The organism is Streptomyces sp. NBC_00322 (genome assembly GCF_036147535.1).
Lineage (GTDB): Bacteria > Actinomycetota > Actinomycetes > Streptomycetales > Streptomycetaceae > Streptomyces.
The window spans coordinates 1,107,670-1,126,523 of sequence record NZ_CP108019.1 but is presented as its reverse complement, the minus strand read 5'-3'; the positions used below and the strand labels follow the sequence as shown (position 1 = coordinate 1,126,523).

At 70.9% G+C, this 18,854-nt stretch carries 11 protein-coding genes; 10 read left to right on the top strand and 1 reads right to left on the bottom strand.

Annotated elements, in window-relative coordinates; all coding sequences use genetic code 11:
* The first annotated feature begins 140 nt into the window (after positions 1 to 140).
* Together OG905_RS04995 and OG905_RS04990 are read left to right on the top strand one after the other, a co-directional pair.
* Positions 141 to 3,458, top strand: coding sequence for a right-handed parallel beta-helix repeat-containing protein (locus tag OG905_RS04995; RefSeq protein ID WP_328666382.1), 3,318 nt, complete (start codon positions 141 to 143; stop codon positions 3,456 to 3,458).
* On the top strand, positions 3,455 to 4,699 hold the full coding sequence (locus OG905_RS04990) for a S8 family serine peptidase (protein ID WP_328666381.1): 1,245 nt from the start codon (positions 3,455 to 3,457) through the stop codon (positions 4,697 to 4,699). The genes OG905_RS04995 and OG905_RS04990 overlap by 4 nt, the downstream gene beginning before the upstream one ends.
* 215 nt (positions 4,700 to 4,914) lie before the next feature.
* Here the strand turns inward: OG905_RS04990 and eccCa are convergent, their stop codons facing one another.
* Positions 4,915 to 8,949, bottom strand: a complete 4,035-nt coding sequence (eccCa, locus tag OG905_RS04985; RefSeq protein ID WP_328666380.1) for a type VII secretion protein EccCa — start codon at positions 8,947 to 8,949, stop codon at positions 4,915 to 4,917.
* A 454-nt stretch (positions 8,950 to 9,403) separates the two neighbouring features.
* Here eccCa and eccD point away from each other — a divergent pair, with 454 nt between their 5' ends.
* The 8 genes from eccD (at position 9,404) to OG905_RS04945 (ending at position 18,814) form a co-directional block, all read left to right on the top strand.
* Entirely contained in the window at positions 9,404 to 10,810 is a 1,407-nt protein-coding gene (gene eccD / locus OG905_RS04980) for a type VII secretion integral membrane protein EccD (protein WP_328666379.1), read from the top strand.
* Positions 10,811 to 10,855: 45 nt separating this feature from the next.
* Entirely contained in the window at positions 10,856 to 12,454 is a 1,599-nt protein-coding gene (gene eccB / locus OG905_RS04975) for a type VII secretion protein EccB (protein WP_328666378.1), read from the top strand.
* 503 nt (positions 12,455 to 12,957) lie between these two features.
* Positions 12,958 to 13,293, top strand: a complete 336-nt coding sequence (locus tag OG905_RS04970; protein ID WP_328666377.1) for a hypothetical protein — start codon at positions 12,958 to 12,960, stop codon at positions 13,291 to 13,293.
* Positions 13,294 to 13,378: 85 nt separating this feature from the next.
* A complete protein-coding gene (locus tag OG905_RS04965) occupies positions 13,379 to 13,687 on the top strand; it encodes a WXG100 family type VII secretion target (protein ID WP_328666376.1) in 309 nt (102 codons plus the stop codon).
* A gap of 316 nt (positions 13,688 to 14,003) precedes the next feature.
* A complete protein-coding gene (locus OG905_RS04960) occupies positions 14,004 to 14,465 on the top strand; it encodes a type VII secretion system-associated protein (RefSeq protein WP_328666375.1) in 462 nt (153 codons plus the stop codon).
* A 125-nt stretch (positions 14,466 to 14,590) separates the two neighbouring features.
* A complete protein-coding gene (locus OG905_RS04955) occupies positions 14,591 to 17,758 on the top strand; it encodes an AAWKG family protein (protein ID WP_328666374.1) in 3,168 nt (1,055 codons plus the stop codon).
* 223 nt (positions 17,759 to 17,981) lie between these two features.
* Positions 17,982 to 18,437 (top strand): YbaB/EbfC family nucleoid-associated protein, encoded by a 456-nt coding sequence (locus tag OG905_RS04950; protein ID WP_328666373.1) that lies wholly within the window; start codon positions 17,982 to 17,984, stop codon positions 18,435 to 18,437.
* A 2-nt stretch (positions 18,438 to 18,439) separates the two neighbouring features.
* A complete protein-coding gene (locus tag OG905_RS04945) occupies positions 18,440 to 18,814 on the top strand; it encodes a hypothetical protein (protein ID WP_328666372.1) in 375 nt (124 codons plus the stop codon).
* Positions 18,815 to 18,854: the final 40 nt, after the last annotated feature.

Below are 18,854 nucleotides of genomic sequence, written 5' to 3'. Positions count from 1 at the left end.
ACGCCCGCAGACCGAGAACACCGCTCTCGGCACTCGCCCGCCCCCAGGGCGAGGCATGATGGCACCGTCGGCTCGCCGACACGCGCCCCCGGACGAGGGGGCGCCCACTGCAGACGCCCCCGTGGCAAGGAGGTTGGTGCGTGTCGCGCCAGGTACTGACCGTCGGTCCGGGGGACCGGGACCGCTACCGGACGATCGGTGAGGCACTCGCGGCCGCCCGTACCGGCGCACTCATCAGCGTCCGGCCCGGGACATACGCGGAGAACCTGGTGATCAACACCAGGGTCACCCTCACCGCCGCCGAAGGGCGGGGGACGGTGGAGATCCGCCCGCGCTCGGGCAGCGTGATCGCGCTGCGCGCCGACGCCGTGATGCTCTCCGAACTGACTCTGCGCGGCGGCGACGCCGAACTGCCGGCCGTGGACGTGCGGCGTGGGCAGGCCGCCCTCGACGGCTGTGAGGTCGTCGGCGCCGCCTGGACCGCGATGCTGGCCGGCGGAACGGGTTCACTCGCGCTGCGGGAGTGCCGGGTGAGTAACCCGCAGGGCGCGGGCATCGTGGTCACCTCCACCACGCCCACCACCGTGGAGTCCTGCACCTTCGAACACCTGGGCACCAGCGGCCTGGTCATCGCGGAGCAGGGCGAGGCACGCATCCGCGGTTGCACGGTGCGCGACGCCCGCGGCAACGGCCTGCTCGCCAACGGCGAGTCCCGCGGCACCGTCGAGGACTGCGACATCTCCTCCACCGACAAACCCTCCATCGCCCTGGAGCAGAACTGCTCCCTCTCGGTGGTCCGCACCGTGGTGCACGACACCAGCACCGGTGTGCACCTGAGCAGCTCCGGCCGTACGACGCTGGAGGACGTCCGCGTCACCGGGGCGTCGGGGAACGGGATCACGCTGGCCCAGGGCGCCGACCCGGTGCTGCGCCGCTGCCGCGTCTCGCGCACCCGCGGGCACGGCGTGCTGGTCACGGACCGGGCGCGCGGCACCTTCGAGGACTGCTGGGTGGACGGGGCGCAGGGCGCGGCGCTGCGGGTCGCCGGGGCCGCCTCCCCGGCCCTGACCGGCCTGACGGTCCGCGACTGCGACCAGACCGGGCTGCTCCTGGAGGAGGACTCGGCGCCGGAGCTGGACCACCTGGAGGTGATCGGCGGCGCCCCCGCCATCGCGGTGCGCGGCGGCGCCAACCCGCTGCTGCGCCGGGCCCGGCTGGTGGAGCCCTCCGGTGACGGCATCGCGGTCGCCAAGGACGCCCGCGGCCGCGTCGAGGACTGCGAGATCGTCCGGCCGAAGGGCGCGGGCGTACGGGTGGCCTCCGGCAGCACCCTCTACCTGGCCGGCGGTGGAGTCTCCGACACGGCCACCCACGGCCTGGTCGTGGAGGACGGCGGCAACGTCACCGTCCGCGACTTCCGCGTCGAGATATCCGGCGAGGAAGGTGTGGTCGTCGCCGCGGGCGGCGAGCTGACCGCCAACCGCACCACGGTGCACGCCCCCAAAGGTCACGGCTTCCTGCTCCGCGAGGGCGCGCTCGCCTCGCTCAGCGGCTGCGAGGTCTCCGGAGGCGCCCAGGACGGCTTCCGGGTGGAGTCCACCGCGCCGGTCTCTCTGGTGAACTGCCTCGCCCGGGAGAACGAGGGCGGCGGCCTGGTGCAGACCTCGCCCGGCGACCGCCTCGCGGTGGAGGGCCTGAACAGCACCGGCAACGGCAAGCGGGACGCCTGGGGCAGCGGCAGCGCCGAGAACACCGACCCGGCCGGCTCCGGCGCCGCGGACGCACCCCCGCCGGACCGTGCGGACGGCCCGCTCGGCGCCCTCAACGCGCTGATCGGCCTGGACAACGTCAAGCAGCAGGTGCGCACGCTGGTCAACCTGACGCAGCTCGCCCAGCGCCGCGAACAGCTCGGCATGTCGGCCCCGCCGATGAGCCGGCACCTGATCTTCGCCGGCCCGCCCGGCACCGGTAAGACCACCGTCGCCCGCCTCTACGGGTCGATCCTCGCCGAGCTGGGTTCGCTGCCCAGCGGGCACCTGGTGGAGGTCTCACGCGCCGACCTGGTCGCGCAGGTCGTCGGCGGCACCGCCATCAAGACCACCGACACCTTCCAACGGGCTCTCGGCGGCGTGCTGTTCATCGACGAGGCGTACACGCTCGCCTCGGACAGCGGCAACGGCGGCGCCGACTTCGGCCGCGAGGCGGTGGACACCCTGCTGAAGCTCATGGAGGACCACCGCGACGACGTGGTGGTGGTCGCGGCAGGCTACTCCCGCGAGATGGAGTCCTTCCTCGGCTCCAACCCGGGCCTGGCCTCCCGCTTCTCGCGGACCGTCGAGTTCGAGAACTACTCGGTGCCCGAACTGGTCGCGATCATGGAGAACATGTGCTCCCAGCATCAGTACGAGCTGGCCGAAGGCACCGCGGCCGCCCTGGCCGCGCACTTCGAGGCGATGCCGCGGGACAGCGGCTTCGGCAACGGCCGTGCCGCGCGCGGGGTGTTCGAGGAGATGGTGGACAGACAGGCGGTCCGGCTCGCCACCCAGGCGCAGGTCGGTGAGCACGACCTGCGCCTGCTGCTGCCGGATGACGTCTCCGCCACCGCCGCCGCGCAGAGCACCTCGACGGCCGTTCCGGCCGACGACCCGCTGACCCGCCTCGGCGACATGATCGGCCTGGCCGAGGTGAAGCGCGAGGTCGCGGACCTGGTCAACCTCATCACCACGGCCCGCCACCGCGCCGCCGCCGGACTGCCGGTGCCCTCACTCAGCAACCACCTGGTCTTCACCGGCCCGCCCGGTACCGGCAAGACCACCGTCGCCCGCCTCTACGGGGAGGTCCTGACCCAGCTCGGCATCCTCGACCGGGGCCAGCTGATCGAGGCGGCCCGCGCCGACCTGGTCGGCCGCTACATCGGCCACACCGCCCAGCTCACCCGCGAGGTCTTCGAGAAGGCCCGCGGCGGCGTGCTGTTCATCGACGAGGCATACACCCTCACCCCGCGCGGCGGCGGCGCCGACTTCGGCCAGGAGGCGGTGGACACCCTGCTGAAACTGATGGAGGACCATCGCGACGAGGTGGTCGTCATCGTCGCCGGCTACACCGACGAGATGGAGCGCTTCCTCGCCTCCAACCCGGGCCTCTCCTCCCGCTTCCCGCGCCGTATCGGCTTCGCCGACTACTCCTCCGAGGAACTGGTCACCATCGTGCGCACCCAGGCCTCGAACATGGGATACGAGTGCGGACCCGGCACCGGCCCGCTGCTCAAGGAGCACTTCGAATCGCTGCCCAGGGACCGTTCCTTCGGCAACGCCCGGCTGGCCCGCCAGGTGGTCGAGTCGATGGTCACCCGCCAGGCGGGACGGCTCAGTTCACTGGCCACACCCACCCTGGACGATCTGCGCATCCTCCTCCCCGAGGACGTCGTGTCTGCGGCGCCGAAGGCGGCCCCCCGATGAGAACGCCCGCCCGCTGGGTCACCCGCCTGCTGTCCGGCACAGGCCTCGCCGCCGCGCTGCTGCTGCCCACGGCCCTTCCGGCCCAGGCGGCGCCCCCCTCGCGCCTGCCGGCGGCGGACGGGAAGAAGGGCCAGGAACTGCCCGGTATGCCCACCGCGCTCGATCCGACGGCCGATGCGGTGACCTGCACCCCCGCCTCCCGCGAGAAGGCCAAGAAGCAGGACTGGTCGCGCCAGCGCCTCGACCTGGACCGGCTGCACCAGTACAGCACCGGCGCGGGTGTGACCGTCGCCCTGATCGACACCGGCGTCGTTCCGGGCGCCGCCGGGCTGAGCGGCAGGGTCACCGCCCAGGGCACGGCCGCCGAGGACTGCGTCGGGCACGGCACCTTCCTGGCCGGGCTGATCGCCGGGGCCGGCAAGGGCAGTTCGCGCCTGACCGGGGTCGCCCCGGGCGCGAAAATCCTGGCCCTGCGCGGCACCGATACACGCGGTCAGGCGAGTACCGGCCTGGTCGTGGAGGCACTGCGCGAGGCGACCGAAGCCAAGGCCGAAGTGATCGCGGTCGCGGTGGCGCTGCCGCGCCGTGACGCCGAGCTGACCCGTGCGGTCGCCGAGGCCCGCAGCGCCGGCGCGCTGGTGGTCGCCGCGGCCACCCCGGACCCGCCGCGGAGCAGCACCGACGAGATCCCGCCGCGCACCTACTGGCCGGCCGGTGAACCCGGCGTCCTCTCGGTCGCCGACATGCTTCCCGGCGGTGTCCGCCCGGACAACGCCTTGGCCACCGGCGGCATCGACCTGGCCGCCCCGGGCGCCGGGGTGGTCTCCGGCGGCCCGCGCGGCGACGGCCACTACCTCGGCGCCGGCGCCTCGGTGGCCACCGCCTACGCCGCCGGGGCTGCCGCGGCCGTCCGTGCCGTCCGCCCCGACGACTCGCCCGACGCCGTCGCCCGCCGCCTGACCGCCACCGCCTACCCCGCCGACATCCCGCAGCTCGACGTTTACGCGGCCGTCACCACGGTCCTCGCCGACTCGGGCGGCTCCGCCGGCGCCGAGCGCGCCACAGGTCCCGTGACCGTCCGCGACACCTCCGCCGCCGACCGCGCCACCGACCGCGCGACCCTCTTCGTCCTCCTCGGCTCCGCCGGCGTCCTCGCCGTCCTCTGGGGCGCTTTCGTCCTTCCCCGGGCCCGCGCCCGGGGCTGGCGTCCGGCGGGAGCGGGCGGAACCGAGCAGGAATGAGCCGAGGACCGAGGGCGCAGGACGTGTGACGCGTCCCGCTCATCGGTCCGTACGGCCGGTCCCGGTGACCCGTCGGTCTCCGCAACCCGCTGGTCCTAGTGACCCGCCGACGCCGTACAGCCGCCCCGGGAACTGACAGCGGGGGCCACCTGAGGTGGCCCCCGCTGTCAGTGTTCCGCGTACGTCCCGGACGTACGCTTCGCTCTCGCGTTCCGTCAGTCGTCCCCCTGGTCCCCCTCTACCAGTGCCGTCTGCATCAGCTTGGCGCGGCGGCGGGCGATGTGCAGCGCGCGGCCGGGAGGAAGGTTGCGGGGCTTCGTGTTGCCGAAGAGACTTCCTTCCGTGGGCGGGCAGGAGAGGAGGACAGCCGGGTTGTTGGCCTCGTCGAGACGGCGGATGAGGGCGTCGCTGAGGCCGCGACCGGCACCCATGGCGCTGCGGGCCACGACCAGGTGCAGACCCATCTCGAAGCCGAGAGTCAGGTACTCGAAGAGCGGCTCCATGGGGCTCTGGAACGAGCTGCCGGAGACCATGTCGTAGTCGTCGACCAGGATGAACAGACGCGGGCCGGTCCACCAGTCGCACTTGCGCATACGGCCGGGGGCGATGTCGGCGCCGGGGACGCGGGTCTTCATCGCCCGGGCGGCGCCCTCGATGGTCTCCTTGAGGTTGTCCAGCGAGATCACGTGCCCGATGCGGTACTCCTCGGGGACGGTGTCGACCAGGGTGCGGCGGTAGTCCACCACGATGATCTTCGCCTCGGCGGGGGAGTAGCGGGCGGTGATGCCCGCGACGACGCTGCGCAGCATGTTGGTCTTGCCGCTCTCGGTGTCGCCGACCACGATCAGGTGCGGGGTGCGGCTGAAGTCGTGCCAGACCGGTTCCAGGGCGTCCTGGTCGATACCGAGAGGAAGGCGCATGCCGCCGCCCTCGGTGGCCTCGGGCGCCGGGAGTTCGGCGGCCGGGAGCCGGTGCGGCAGCATCCGTACCTGTGGGGCGGGTGCGCCGGGCCAGTGCCGGGCGACCTCGGCGACCAGGTGGGCGACGCCGTCGCCGAGGTCCTCGAGGGAGCCGCTGCCGTCCAGCCGGGGCAGGCCGGCGAGGAAGTGCATCTTGGTGTCGGCGGTGATGCCGCGACCGCCGCTGCGCGGCACCGAGCGGGCCTTGCGGGTGTCGATCTCGGAGTCCATCGGGTCACCCATCCGCAGTTCGAGGCGGGTGGCGGCCTGGTCGCGGACCTGGGCCGACAGCTCCACCCAGCGAGTGGTGGTGATGAGCAGGTGGATGCCGTAGTTGAGGCCGCGGGCGGCGAGTTCGTTGAACTTCGCGATCAGCTCGTCGTAGTCCTGGCGGACCGTGGACCAGCCGTCGACCACCATGAACACGTCGCCGAAGGGCTCGTCGGGGAACTCCCCGGCGGCCCGGCGACGGCGATAGGACTGCATGGAGTCGATGGTGTGGTCGACGAAGAACTGCTCGCGCCGGGCGAGCAGCGTCATCACCTCGGCGACCGCACGGTGCACCCGCTCGGGGTTGAGCCGTGCCGCGACGCCGCCGACGTGCGGAAGCGCGGCGAGCTGCGAGAGGCCGCCACCGCCGAAGTCGAGGCAGTAGAACTGGATCTCGGCGGGGGTGTGGGTGAGGGCGAGGGCGCTGATCAGGGTGCGGGTGAGGGTGGACTTCCCGCTCTGCGACCCGCCCGCGATGGCGACGTGGCCGCCGGCCCCGGAGAGGTCCACGATCAGCGGGTCACGGCGCTGCTCGAACGGTTTGTCCACGAGGCCGACAGGAACCCGCAGCCTGCCGGTCCCGGGCCAGCCGACGGCGGTGAGGCCGCGCTCGGGGTCGCGGGCGATGCCCGGCAGGAGGGCGTCCAGGGGGGAAGGCTCGTCCAGCGGTGGCAGCCACACCTGGTGGGCGGCGGGTCCTGAGTCGCGCAGCCGGTCGAGGGCCACGGCGAGCAGGGTCTCCTCATCCTCCTCGGTCTCCTCGGTCTCCGGCTCCGGTTCGGGAGCGGCCTCCAAGGTGCGCGGCACCACCCAGCCGCTGGTCCACGGCACCACCTGGCTGGCCACCCGGGCCTGGACCACGGCGCCGGTGCGGCGCCGGTAGGTGCCGGAGGAGTAGGCGGCACGGAACCGGGTCAGGGACTCCACACCGGACTTGAGGTAGCCGCTGCCGGGCTGGGCCGGAAGCTCGTAGGCGTCCGGCACACCGAGCACGCCACGGCTCTCCATGGCGGAGAAGGTGCGCAGGCCGACGCGGTACGAGAGGTGGCTCTCCAACTGGTGCATGCGGCCCTCGTCCAGGCGCTGCGAGGCCAGCAGCAGGTGCACCCCGAGGGAACGGCCGAGGCGGCCGATCATCACGAACAGGTCCATGAACTCCCGGTGCGTGGAGAGGAGTTCGCTGAACTCGTCGACCACCACGAACAGGCTGGGCAGCGGGGTGAGGTCGGTTCCCGCGGCGCGGGCCCGCTCATATTCCAGGGCGGAGGTGTAGTTGCCCGCCGAGCGCAGCAGCTCCTGGCGGCGCATGAGTTCACCGTGCAGGGCGTCCTGCATACGTTCCACCAGCGCGACCTCGTCGGCGAGGTTCGTGATGACGGCGGACGTGTGCGGGAGTTCCTCAAGGCCCAGGAAGGTGGCGCCGCCCTTGAAGTCGACCAGGACGAAGTTCAGGGTCTCGGAGGAGTTGGTCAGGGCGAGACCGAGGACGAGAGTGCGCAGCAGTTCGCTCTTGCCGGAGCCGGTGGCGCCGATGAGCATGCCGTGCGGGCCCATACCGCCCTGCGCGGACTCCTTGATGTCCAGTTCCACCGGGCGGCCGTCCACGCCGACCGCGACCGGTACCCGCAGCCGGGCGGCGCCGGTGTGCCGGCTGAAGAGGGTGGCCGGGTCGTGGCGGTGCAGGTCGGGAATGCCGAGCAGGGTGGTCAGTTCGACGTCGGCGTCCAACGGCTGCGCGATGTCGGTGCCCAGGCTGATCCGGCGCGAGGTGAGCAGCCGGGCCAGCGACTCCGCACCGCGCGTGCCCATCCGGTCCGGGCGGCCGAGCGACACGGAGCGCTCCTTGCGGCTGCGGTCGGTGCGCACCAGGCTCACCCGGTCCGGCCCGACGGTCAGCCGCAGCGTGTTGCGGCCGGGCCGCCAGCGCAGCGCCCCGGAGACGTCGAGGACCACGGCGTTGCGGTAGCCGTGACCCTCCCAGCGGTGGCCCTCGGGGACGGTGACGCCGTCCAGGACGATGACGGTGTAGGGCTCGTCACGGCCGGGGCGGGCATCCGGGTCGAACCCGGGCCGCTCGGCGAACTCGGCGCCGAGCAGGTCGTCCAGCTCGGTGAGCTCGGCGGTGATCCGGCGGACCTGGCCGGCCCCGTCCTCCTCCTGAGGGTGCAGTGCGTGCGGCAGCCACTTGACCCACTCCCAGTCGGGACGTCGCTCGTCACTGACACAGATCGCGAGCCACAGCTCCTCGGGCGCGTGGAACACCGCGAGCTGACCGAGCGCGGCACGCACGAGGGCGCGTACGGCGTCGGTCGGGTCCTCCGCCGGGGCGGCGCCCTCGGCCCGGGCCTCGCCGAGCTCCCCGTTCGGCGGGACGCCCGGCTCTGCGGACGCCTGACCGGGGGGCTCCTCGGGGCGCATCAGGATCCGGGCCGAGGAGCGCAGATAGAGGCCGAGGGGCTGTTCGGGGACGGTGGAGTAGGCGCGGATGAAACGGCGCAGGGCGTGCGCGCAGAGCGGTTCGAGGTCCTCCACCGGGCGGGTGGAGACCGGCTGCAGGGTGAGCGCGAGCTGCTGTTCACCGACCGCGAGCCGGGCCTCGCCGAAGTCCTCGTCGGTCGGGCGGCGTTCCCACAGCCGCGAGGTGCGGGCGACCGAGCGGAGCGAGGCGGGGTCCGGGTGGCGCCAGGCGAGCGCCCGCTGCTGCTCCACGATGGTGGCACGGACCCGCTTGCGCATCTGCGCCAGGTAGCGGAGGTAGTCGCGGCGTTCGCCCTTCAGGCGCTGCTTGCGCTCGCTGGAGCGGCGCATCAGCTGCCCCAGCAGCATCGCACCGGCGGAGAGCGCCATGACGCCCATCGCCAGATACATGAAGACGCCGTTCCCGCCGCCGGGGCGCAGGAACATCAGCATCATCGACACCGACATCAGCGCCATCGGCAAATAGGTCCATATCGCCGAGGTGTCGGGCACCGTCTCGGCGAGGACCGGTGGCTCCTGCAGGGTCAATTGACCCTCGGGCATCTCCGGTCCGCGTCTGCGGGCCGGCCGGCGAAACAGCACCACACTCAAGGAACAGAACCTCCGGTTTCACTGATTTTCCGGCCCGCACCGAATACCGGCGCACCCGGTAGCGGAAAAGACCGCACCGAGGTGATTCTCCGGGTGCCGCGAGACGCGGTGAACGCCGGGGTGAATGTTTCGAGCGGATAGCGGGGACGGTCAACTCCCGTGATGGACAACTCCATACCGGACAAAGAGTCCGGTCCGCAGCACGATCCGGCGGGCGTAGGCAGTAGTCTGCATTCACGGAACGCGACCTGTCCACGTGGGAGAGGCGGTCGCCGGCGGCGCGGACACAATTCTCCTGCCTGTACCCCCCGTTCCTGGCCGCGCCAGCCTTCCGTACTCTTCGCAGGTTCCCTCTCCCGGGGAAGTCCTCCTGTCAAAGCCCCCACGGAAGACGAGAGTTCAGCTGATGACCGACAGCGCTGTGGCCGAACTGTGCCGCCTGACCGTACGTGCGCCGAGCGTCTCCGTCGATCTGGCCGTGCCCGCCGACGTGCCGGTCGCCGACCTCCTGCCCACGCTGCTTCGTTATGTCGGCGAGGAGGCCGAGGAGTCCGGTCTCGACCACGCAGGCTGGGTGCTCCAGCAGCTCGGCGATGCCCCGCTCGACGAGGAGACCACCCTCGCCCGCGCCGGGCTCGCCGACGGCGCGGTGCTCTACCTGCGCCCGCACACCGAGGCGCTGCCCGAGGCCCGGCTCGACGATCTGGTGGACGGGATAGCCGACACCGCGGCCCGACGGCTGCACACCTGGCACCCCGAAGCGGCCCGCGGGCTTGTCGTGGGCACCGCGGTGGCGACCGTGGTGGCCGCCCTCGCACTGGTGCTCTGGCCCGGGGCGACCGCCTCGGGCTCCCGCCAGGTCGCCTACGCGGCCGTGACCGGGCTGCTGCTGCTCGCCGGCGCGGGCTCGGCGAGCCGCGCCGTCGGTGACCGCCTCTCCGCGACCGCGCTCGCCCTGCTGGTCGCGCCCTGTCTGGCACTGGCCGGCTGGCTGCTGCCCGGCGGCGATCTGACTGGCCCGGACGCTGCGCAGGTCGTGGGCGCCCGGCTGCTGGCGGCAGGTGCGGCGGGCGCGGGCGGCGCGGTTCTCGCGCTCGCCGCCACCGCGGTCGGTGCCCCGGCCCTCTTCGCCACCGCGATCGTCTCGGTGGCCACCGCGATCGCCGGGGCCCTGATGGGGTACTCCGGCCTGGACGTACCGGCCTCCGTGGCACTGGTGGCGACGGTGGTCGCGCTCGCCGCCGGAGCCGTGGCGCCGTTCGCCTTCAAACTGGCCGGGATGCGGCTGCCCGCGCTGCCGTCCTCCGCAGCCCAGTTGCAGGAGGGTATCGAGCCCTACGCGGGCGACGAGGTCGCCCAGCGCACCGAGCTGGCCGGGCGCTGGGTCACCGCGCTCTTCGCCGCCACCGGCATCATTGCCGCGGCCGCCCTGGTCGTCCTCACCGACCACCCGAACCTGCCCGAGGTGCTGACCTCCTGCGGGCTGAGCCTGCTGCTGCTCCTGCACTGCCGAGGCCTGGTGCACATCGGGCAGCGGCTGACCCTGGCAGTGCCCGGCGTCTTCGGGCTGCTGCTGCTCGCCCGCGCCTGGGCGGTGGACCACGACGGCGACGGACGCGTGCTGGTCTTCGCGGTGCTGCTCGGCGCCGCGGCCGCACTCGTGATCGCCGCCTGGACGGTGCCCGGCCGTCGGGTGCTGCCCTACTGGGGCCGTGCGGCGGAACTCGCGCACACCGGCCTGGCGGTGGCGCTGCTGCCGCTCAGCCTCTGGGCGGCCGGGCTCTTCGGCTGGCTCCGCGGCCTGTTCGGCTGAGCACACCCGCACGCCGCGGCATGGAGAAGGAGTTGAGGAGAAGCCGTGCAGTCCAAACGAGACCAGGTACACGCCCACACGTTCATGATGGGCAGGCTCAGCTCGAGCCTGCTGATGGCCGACCCGGACGCCCCGGAGAGCCCGCTCGGGCGCACCACCCGCGGCGTGGTCTTCGGGGTACTGGTCACCGTCCTGATCGGCGCGGGCGCCACCGTCTACGGCCTGCTGCGCCCCGGCGGTAACGACGGCTGGCGCGACGGCGCGCACCTGGTGGTCAACCGCGACACCGGCGCCCGGTATCTGTGGACCGGTACCGACGGCGTACTGCACCCGGTGCGCAACTACGCCTCGGCGAAGCTGATCGGCGGTTCGGACCTGGCGACCGCCGACGTCCGCACCCCCTCACTGCAGGGCGTTCCGGTCGGCGCCCCGGTCGGCATCCCCGGCGCCCCGGAAGTGGTGCCCGCGGCCGGCCAACTCGACGACGGCGCCTGGCACATGTGCGTCACCGGGCCGGACGGGGCGCTGCCCAACACCTCCGGTGTCGTGGCGAACAGCGGGGTGGACAAGCCGGGAGCCACCACCGTGGCGGCCGGGATGTCCCTGGACTCCCGCGGCATCGGCCGCGACCGCGGAGTGCTGGTACGCGGCCCGGACGACACCGAGTACCTGGTGTGGCGGGGCAGCCGACTGCCGCTGGACCGCGCCTCCGACGCCCGCAACGCCCTCGGCTACGGCTCACAGCAGCCGATGCCGGTCTCGGCGGCCTTCCTCGACGCGCTGGCGCCCGGCCCCGCCCTGAAGCCGCCCGCGGTGCCGGGACGCGGCGAGAAGGGCCCCACGCTCGGTGGGGAAGCCAGCAGGATCGGCCAGCTGTTCAAGGTCAGCGTGCCCGGCGGTGGCAGCACCTACCACCTGCTGCGCGAGGACGGCCTGGTGCCGCTGACCCGGCTCGGCGCCGCCCTGGTACTGGGCGACCCGGCCACCCAGAAGGACGCCTACCAGGGGCAGTCGCCCGAGGTGCGCACGGTCGGCGCGGACGCGCTGCGCGAGCACCGGGCGAAGGACTCGGAGTCCGCCGACTCCGCGGAACTGCCGGACGCGCCGCCTCTCCCGCAGTCCGCTGAGCGCGGCACCGCGCTCTGCGCGCAGGTGGACGGCGACAACGGCGGCGTACGGATCAGGTCGGTGCTGGTCCCACTGACCCAACTCGCCCCGGTCGCGGTGTCGGAGGGCACCGCGCAGCCGCTGAAGCCGGCCTGTGTCCCGACGGACGCCACGGTGGTACGGCCCGGGCACGGCGCTCTGGTCCGGGCCCTGCATGCGAGCGGCGCCGCGCACGCCGGGACCACCTATCTGGTGGCGGAGAACGGTGTGAAGTACCGCGTGTCCGCCAAGGAATCGCTGGCGGCGCTCGGGTACGAGGCCGCGGACATCGGCTCGGTCCCGGCACCACTGCTCGCGGCCTTCCCGACCGGCGCGGACCTCGATGCGATCGCCGCCACCGGTGCCGCGGAGCCCAAGGTCACGGCACCGGAGTGCGGTACCGCCGGTCGGTCGGAGAAGGCCGGGGAGAGAGGCGAGGCGGACAAGCCGGACAAGGCGAGCGAAGTGGTCACGGCGGGCACCGCTTCACAGAACTGACACCGCATACCGATTCCGGCAAGAAACGCACACGACGCCGAGAAAAAGAGAAAGAGAAAAGGCGAGTGGAGAGAAAGATGTGGCCGAAATCGGCGTCGTCGGCACGAAGTCGCTGATGTCGCCCGGCAGGAAGGTGCCGGTTACTGAGGAGAAACCTCAGAACTAGCTCAAACTTTTCAGCGGGCGGCACCCGTGGAATCCCGCGGGTGCACGCACAATGCCGGGCGCGGTCCTTCTCCATGACCGTTCGGTCTCTTCGTGTGCCCGTTTTCCGCCCGCTTCGCGGGTCGGCGGGGGTAGTTCACGTCCTGCTTCCCCCGCCGTTCGGGCGTACCCGTTCATCCCGCTGCAACGTTCGCACAACTCCGTTGCCATACAAGCGAATTCTGCCGAACCGGCCGTTGCTCACATCTTTCCTGCACGCGTTGCGCGGAACCCTGTTTTCTCTTTAGCCTCAACGGGCAACGGTGCGACGAGACGCGCCTGAACGAAGGGAGCGTGACATGGCGGACAGCGCCGCAAGGAAAGCGGACTATGCCAAGGGCTTGGGGGGAGTCTCCTCCCTGGAGACGGCCAGGGACCAGGTCGAGAAGACCCAGAACAACGTCGCTGAGATCGCCGCGCGTTCGGGCGTCGGCGGCGACGAGGGCCAAGCACTGCTGAAGCTCTTCCGCAGTTGGAACGCCGAGGCGCAGAAGGTCGTCATCCAGATCAGCACGATGATCGACGCGCTCCAGGAGAACGTGACCTCCGCCAACCGTCTGGCGAAGGAGAACCAGGACCTGGCAGAGGTTCTCAACAGCAAGACCAGCCAGGGCGTCTTCGAAGCACTGAGCTGAACCACCCGCGGTACCGGCCCCCTTCGGTGAGGCCGGACTTCGTGAGCTTCCCGGGCCTCGTGCCCGGCCTTCGAGAGGAGACGTCATGGCCGACGGCATCATTGACGTGCAGTACCCCAAGGTCCAGCAGGCCATCGAGGAGTTGATGGAGCAGACCCAGGTGATCATCAACACCCTCAACAACCTGGAGGACGAGCTGAAGCCGCTCGTCACGTCCTGGGAGGGTGCGGACCAGGAGAAGTACCGTGAGGTCCAAGCGGAGTGGGACAACGCCACCAAGAACATGGCCCGGCTCCTCGGTGACAACGGTGAGCTGATCCGGACCATCCACGACAACCACTCTCGCGACGAGCGCAAGAGCGCCGACAACTGGGGCAACGTACGGGCCCGTTAAGGCCTAGGCCCCAGGGCCTGCCCGGAGCTTCCCCTCCGTCCTGAGGGCGGGGCCCGGCGTCGCGCGTGCGATCGAAGGCGCCGAACCGCACGCATGGCGGCCCCATGCGGGCGGTTGAGGCAACAAGAGCCGAGCTCGCTCCAAGAGTTCCGGGAGGATCCGTGCCGGACGCCGCCGAGCGGGCCGGAGCCTCCCGGCAGGCCCGGTGCGCCGACCCGGCACGCAGGCCTACGGATCAGGCCGTCGTCCGTACACGCGAGGCTCACCGGGCCGTCCCGTACCCACCGTCCGGCACCTAGCAGCAGGAGATCGTCCCATGGCCGGTGAAAAGGCCGACGTCAAGCATTTCGACCTCAAGCAGATGGAGAACTTCCGGGACAACGAGGTACAGCCGGTCTACACCGCCGCGAAGAAGCACCGCGAGGAGGGCGACGGAGCCACCATCCGCCCGCTCGGCGACCTCGTCGACGGGCACACCACCCCGGACAACCTCGCCCAGGACAAACAGCTCCTGCGCATCGGCAAGATGGTCACCGACCCCCTGGTCTCGGGACCGAAGCTGATCGAGGGCGTCCGCACCGCGGCCGAGGCTATCGACAAGCTGCTCGGCGACCAGATGGACCTCTTCAAGGAGCTCAAGGAAGCGCTCACGGACACCATCGAAGAGGCGAACAAGACCAAGGACAAGAACCTCGGGGCGATCGACGCGCAGACGCTCCTACAGACCTTCGAAGAGGTCGACACGCTCACCGCGGGCAGTGCGGAAGAAGAAGACTGACCCCTCGCGCGTGCCGGCAGCGGCCCCAGCCGACCGGCGCACCTCTGTAAGAGACACACACCTGCACATCCGTACGAAGACGCGATGCGCCGGCACGGACGGCAACCGACCAGAAAGGGCGCCCGGTGGTAGATCGGTACGATCTCAACTCCGTCACCAACCTCGACAAGTTCGACAACGCCGGCGACCCGTCGAGCGACACCTGGGCCACCCTGGTCACCCACATCACGGGCTATCCCGTGCCGGACCGCAACACCATCTTCGACACGCTCCGCTCCGACCATGGCGGCAAGCTCTTCCGGATGGACATCAAGGAGCGCAGCCTCGGCCTTCTCGTCAAGGACTCCGGTTTCCTGAGGAACACGGGCGAGGACTACGACATCTGGTTCTTCGACGGCGGCAAGAAGCAGAAGATCATGCAGGCCCGGATCGTCTTCGAGGGTCGTGTGAAGGCAGGCGAGGAGATCATCTTCGCCGCCCCCGGCACCGACGACGTCAACAACGCCCAGGTCCGTGAGGGCAACGAGTTCACGGACTACAACAAGGACAAGATGAGCACCATCCCGCTCGCCCGGTACATGAACGGGCCGCGGGCGGCGCTCCTCGCTCTGCTGGGCGGCAGCAGCAAGGACGCCCGGTTCAGCAACCTGGGTGTACCCGGGGCCGACGTGGTGGACCTGAGCTCCTTCAACACCACCGGAGACTCCTTCGACTTCGCCGCCAAGTTCTTCCGGGACCACGCGGTGGTGCTGAAGGACTGGGAGGACCGTTTCGGCAAGGACGACGCGAGCTGGAAGGGCGAGGCGGCGGAGGTCTTCCGAAGCTTGCTGAAGAAGATCCGCGAGAACTACGACAGTTACGTCGAGACCTTCGACTCCTCAGCCGGCACCGGCGACGAGACCGGCACCGGCAACACGGTGTACTCGCGCGCCCTGTCGCTGGGCCGCAAGTATCTGCAGGACTCCGCCACGGAGCTGCTGAATGCGTGGCTGACCTGGGCCAAGTCCTCGTACTACGACCCGCATCAGGTGTTGCGCTACGTCCTGGACGAGCTCGCCCAGTGGGTGGACACGAACAACGTCGCCAAGACGGACATCACGTCGACCAGCACCCGCTACTCCACGACCGTCAGGCACAGCCCGCAGGGCGGCTTCTCCCAGGTGCATCCGGAGTACGGCGACCTGACCGACATCGCCAACTGGGCGAAGGTCGGCGACAAGGCGGTCAAGATTTGGAGCCAGGGCGTCGAGGAGTACCTGAGCAAGCCCGCCGCCACGGTGCAGTCCAAGTTGAACAACCACTTCCTCGAACTCGGCGAGGACTTCGCGGACAACGTGCCCAAGCCGAAGTCGACCAGCACGGCCTCGGAGGAGTACGAGGAGAAGAAGCTGAAGGAGGAGAAGGAGGAGATCAAGAAGCAGAACGAGGAGAACAAGAAGTACCAGGACGAGCTGCGGGCGGAGCAGGAGCGGCAGCGGGAGGAGGACAAGAAGTACCAGGACGAGCTGCGGGCGGAGCAGAACCGGCAGCGCGAGGAGGACAAGAAGTACCAGGACGAACTGCGCGACGAGCAGAAGAAGGAGCAGGAGGAGGCCAAGCGCCTCCAGGAAGACCTGCGGAACGAGCAGAACCAGCAGCGCGACGAGGACAAGAAGTACGCGGACGAACTGCGCGACGAGCAGAAGAAGGAGCAGGAGGAGGCCAAGCGCGAGGCCGAGGAACAGGCCAAGGCCATGGAGGAGAGCCTCGGCGGCCTCAACGACCCCAACGCGGTCAACGAGCAGAACCTTGACAGCCTCGACGACCTGCTGAACCAGAACACCCCGGTCACCGAGAGCCCCGGCGACATCGGTGACATCAACGGTGACGGCCAGGGGTCCCAGACCGACCTGGGGCCGGTCAACCAGAGTCTCGGCAACTTCGGCGGGTTGAACGCCGGTGGCGGCTCCCTCAGGACCCCGACCGGCGGGAACACCCAGGCCGACGGCGGCAAGCTCACCACCGACTTCCCGGACGGCAGCAAGACCTCCTTCGATCCCGACAGCGGGCTGCTCACCACCACCTCCCCGGAAGGCACCGTCACCACGCAGGATCTGGGTGACGGCCTCAAGGTGACGAACCCGGACGGTTCGGTGACGTCCCTCGGCGACGGCGGCAAACTGACGACCACGTTCCCCGACGGCACCACGCAGACCGTCGACCCCTCGACCGGTCAGGCGATCACCACCAACCCGGACGGCACCACCACCACCGAGAACCTCGGCAACCTGGGCGACCTGAACAGCCAGAACAGCCTCAGCGACCTGAATGATCTGAACGACCTGGGCGATCTGGGCGACATCAACTCCGACGTGACCACGGAGACGATCGGCGACCTCGGGAACCTCAACAGCGACCCGTCCGGCCTGGAGACCCCGACCGGCGGGCACGTCGAGCTCGACGACAGCGGCGACTTCACCACCACGTTCGCGGACGGCAGCGAGTCCTCGTTCGACCCGGACAACGGCCAGCTGACCACCACCGACGCGGACGGCACCACCACGACCACCGACCTCACCCACGGGGCGAGGGTGACCAACCCGGACGGCTCCACCACCATCCTGGACAACGGCCAGCTGACCACCACCTTCCCGGACGGTAGTACGCAGGTCATCGACCCGGACACCGGCATCGCCACCCTCACTGACCCGCAGGGCAACACCGAAAGGGTGGACCTGCACGACCTCAACTCGTCCGGGAACAACGACGGCACCACCTCCCGGGACGTGCCGCTCTCCGAACTGGGCCTCAGCGGTGACGGCGGGAGCGGCGGAGGCCTTGGCGGTGGCCTCTCCGGGGACAGTTCGCTGTCCGCCGCGGACGGGTTCAGCGCGGCCGGCGTCACACCACTCTCGGACAGCACGGGCACCCCGCTCAGCGCCGCCGCCTCAGCCGGCACCCCCGGAACGCCAGGGACGCCCGGCAGCCCCGGTATGCCGATGGGCGGCGGCCAGGGCGGGATGGGCGGGGGCGGCGAGAAGGGCAACGGCGAGCGGGTGCGCGCCGTCCTGGTCGACGCGGCCGAGGAGAGCGAGCGCCGCAACCGCCGACGGCGCAGCCCGTGGAACCGCCAGGAGGACAGTGACACCTTCCTGGCCCCGGCCTCCCGGGTGACGACCACCGGCGGCGGCGACTCCAACGAGGAGGAGACGCAGCCGGGCCGCAGGGCCACCACTTCCGCCGACTACCTGGAGGAGGACGAGGACGTGTGGGGCACCGAGGAGGGCGGCACCCCGGCCGTCATCGGGCGGTGACCGTACCGCAGATCCGGCGAGAGCTTTGCGGAGAGACGAATCCCACCCGGCCCCGGATTCCGCAACCGTGCCCTCACCAGGCAAGATCAGCAGGGCAGTTGCTGAACTTGGGACCGGAGCCGGACGCACGGACCGTTCACAGGGACGTACGAGCCGGGCATTGGGACGCACGGACCGGACAGCCGGATGTGCGGCGAGACCGACGGAGAAGGGCGGAGCGGGCGTGACGGAACCGCTGGAGAAGCGCCTGGAAAAGGCGATGGCCGAACTTCAGGCCGCTCAGGAAGCGGTCGCGCGCACCGAGCGCGAGCTGCGGCAGGCATCGTTCGCGGTACTCTCCTCCGACCGCGCGATCCGCGCCAGCGTGGGCCCGCAGGGCGAGCTGACCGGGATCGAGTTCCTGGAGAACAAGTACCGCGACATGTCCCCCCAGGAGCTGGCCGCCAGCGTCCTGGAGGCGGCGAACGCGGCACGCCTGAAGATGAACCGGCATGTGATGAAGGCGATGGCGCCCTTCGCGGAGCCCAGCAGCAACGTGCCGGAACTGAAGGGCTTCGAGCTGGACTGGGAGCGGATCTTCGGCCCCGAGGTCCTGCGAGAGGACGACGAGGACACGGCGCGCGGCGGCCAGGCCACCCCCGCCTGGCGGGACGCGCTCGGCGAGGACGGGGAGGACTGACGATGGGACAGCGGTACTACGTAGACCCGCAGCGCATCGAGGCCCTGGCGGGGCAGCTGGAGGAGATCGGCACCCTGGCCAGGAGCATGACCGAGGAGTTCCTCGACGAGCTCGCGCCCACGGTCAGATGGCCGGGTACGGAAGGCGAGTTCGCCGAGAAGGCCAAGCCGCAGGAACAGAAGGAACGGCAGACCACCAAGGACACCATGATGTCCATCCGCGACGCGCTGGTGGGCATCACCGACGCCACGGTCAGCCAGGTCCGGCTGATGAAGACCACGCGTGACGGCAACATCGAGGCGATCGAGCAGAACAACAGAGAGCTCGACACCCATGGGCTGGACGGCAACGGCCCGGGCGGGCATGGCCGCCGCTGACCCGCGCGCCGCCGACCGCTCCCGCACCGTGCCGGGAGCG